We start from the raw sequence: 2,687 nt of genomic DNA on the forward strand, positions 1-2,687 counted from the left end.
AAAAAACTCTTTCCACGACCAAGAAGAAAGAGTCTCAACAAAATTTATATCATAATTATAACACAAACTAAGAATGAGGTAAAATATGGAAAAATCAAGAACAAAAGTCGAATTAGATGAATTATTAAAGGGACTGGGAATAATTTCAAATGTCATGTTACTTGGTCGTCTAATGCCAGCCGATTGTGAAGAAATTTCAAGTGAACAAATGGTTATAAATTATAAAAATCTCTATGAAATGACGGAAGTATATACAGATCATTTAATTAGTGACCTTTCAGAAGTTGAGTTAAATTGGTTATCTGATAATATTGATGCAGATAAATTTCGAAAAATTCAAGCGATGAATAAAGTAAGCTAGAAGTTAAATAGCTTTAAATTATTACAAACCTGTACCTGAAATCATTTTCCTAAGTAAAACACCGCTGGGAATGAGTGGAGAGATAGCTTAATTTATCCGATAAATTGTAGGCAAAACGCCGATGTTATGAGTGGAATGAGCGGGAGTGAGCGTAAGCGAAACGGAGCGAGGCGAAACGAGTGCAAGGTGGAGGGCTGTACAAATTTTCCGGATTAATTAAGCGTTAAATATCGAAGCGAGTCCGAGGTGGAGGACTGTATGTAAAATTGATTTTAGGTCAGCACATGGGTCTGTAATACCATGTGCAAATCAGCAACATAAAAGCTCACGGTTGGCTTGGTTGTCACGTTTTAACCCTTGGAATTTTTACGCAAAAAAATCAGTAAATTTCACCGAAAATAAGAACAATGGAGAATAATGTTAACTGAAAAAGAACAAGAATTACTCAACGATTCTTATTTCGAGAATCTTAATCAATCAAAAAATAATGAACAAAAAACTTTACTACAATCACAAAAAAAATTACACAGCTTAGTTGACTGGCTAAAACTTGCGATTCCTATGACTTATGAAGAAATGATAGTTAAAGTCTTGGGTTTACCTCTAGAACTCTTTGACGAGCAAGAAGGAAAATTGCCACACTCTAAGCAAAACAAAGTTCTAAGATTATCTGGAGTAGCTGTATGGCATTCAGAAGAAACAAGGGAAATCATCTTAGACATTAGCGGTACAGGTCTACAATTTTTACGAGAAAATATTTTCTTTGATTATTCAGAAGTGCAAATTATTACTATCTTACTTGATAGAATATTAGAGTGTATAGGTTATGAAAATCAAACTATGGTTGCTAAACGAGCGATTATAAACTGTCAACGAATAGATTTGACCGTAGATGATAAAAATTCAAAACCTTTTTACATCCCTAAAAAAATTAGAAAATACTTTGTGAATGGCAAAGCAAAATTCGGGAAAACAACAAAAATATCAAGTGAAATAGATGACTTGACAGGAGCTTTAAGCTTTTATATCGGAGATAGAGAACATCGAAAAATTCTAGTTCGAATTTACGATAAGTTCATAGAAAGGCAGACGAAAGAAAATTTAACAGAAACGGAACTAATTCAACTTTATAATACTATCAGTTGGATACGTACGGAAGTTGAATTTCATGATCGTTATGCGGATGAAATCTTATGGGCAATCTATGAATTAGGGCAAAAAGAAGATAGTAATTTATTAGAATTCGTTAAAGGATATCTTGATAATAAAATGCAATTCCGTCCGCCTGATAATTACATTTCAAAAAAAGAAAAATATCGTCCAAGATTTTGGAAAGATTTTATAGCTAAAGCAGAAGAAGTAAGTATTAAAGTTCCGCGTAGAGAAAGAGTGCCATTCTCAAAGAAATTATCAAATTATACTTTTCTTGGTAAAGGCGGGGGAATGGGGGCAATCATAAGGTTTATGACTAATCATCATCTCCCTTTCCCAGAAGAGGTGGGAAGTGAAAAAGATATCTATGATAAAGCAAGCATATCAAGAGAATTAATTGACAAGTTTACTGAGTACCTCCTATTTGTTGGAAGAGAAGACCTTTTAAAAGAATTTCAAGAGATGGTGCAAAATAACAATAATAACTTTAGTAAGGAAAAATAAGTATGTATCTAAAAAAAGCAAACACACGCCTAGCAAAAAAATTAAGTGAAAATGTTCCTTTTGTTCCAGGTACTTGGTACATCAAAATGAACGAAAATGGTACACCAGTAAAAACATTGCAAGGTCAATCACTCTATACTTGTATGAATAATGAGGCGCTATATGACTCATTGAAAACTAGAGAATTTACTCACGTAGAATATTAAAATAGAATGGAGATAACTATGAATATCATAACCAAAGATGAAATTATTGAACAAACAGGAATGACTAAATCTGTGGCTTCTAGGATTATTCGAGAAGGTAAACAGGAAATGGTTAAAAAAGGCTATCCTTTTTACAATAATAAGAGATTAAATTTTTGCCCTTTAGAAGTAGTAAATAAGATGCTTGGGTTGGAATTGAAAGGAAATGAATATCATGCCATTAAGAGTGCATCCTAGAGGAAAAAAATGGGAATATAGAATAAAAGATAGTAAAGGAAATCATGTAGTTAGTAAAGGGGGATTTCTTACCGAAAAAGAGGCTAAAATAGCTGGTAAGGAAGCCGAGCTGGACTATCTAAAAGGTACAAGATTTGATAACAATTCTACAGTATATGAACTTTACCAAAAATGGTATAACTTGGAGATTCTTCCATCTAACAGAAGTGTTCAAACTAAAATAAAGT

Annotated in this window: 4 protein-coding genes; all 4 read left to right on the forward strand. The window is 32.6% G+C overall.

The annotated features are described in order from the left end of the window. Positions 1 to 85 precede the first annotated feature (85 nt). Positions 86 to 361 (forward strand): hypothetical protein, encoded by a 276-nt coding sequence (locus tag AB0M39_RS41730; RefSeq protein ID WP_057719804.1) that lies wholly within the window; start codon positions 86 to 88, stop codon positions 359 to 361. A gap of 417 nt (positions 362 to 778) precedes the next feature. After that, positions 779 to 2,017, forward strand: coding sequence for a replication initiation factor domain-containing protein (locus AB0M39_RS41735; RefSeq protein WP_057719803.1), 1,239 nt, complete (start codon positions 779 to 781; stop codon positions 2,015 to 2,017). A 224-nt stretch (positions 2,018 to 2,241) separates the two neighbouring features. After that, entirely contained in the window at positions 2,242 to 2,460 is a 219-nt protein-coding gene (locus AB0M39_RS41740; RefSeq protein WP_057719801.1) for a DUF3173 family protein, read from the forward strand. Next, a partial coding sequence (locus AB0M39_RS41745) for a hypothetical protein (RefSeq protein WP_365374346.1) occupies positions 2,429 to 2,687 on the forward strand: 259 nt, incomplete at its 3' end. The genes AB0M39_RS41740 and AB0M39_RS41745, both read left to right, overlap by 32 nt.

This window comes from Streptomyces sp. NPDC051907, from assembly GCF_040681075.1.
Classification (GTDB): Bacteria; Actinomycetota; Actinomycetes; order Streptomycetales; family Streptomycetaceae; genus Streptomyces.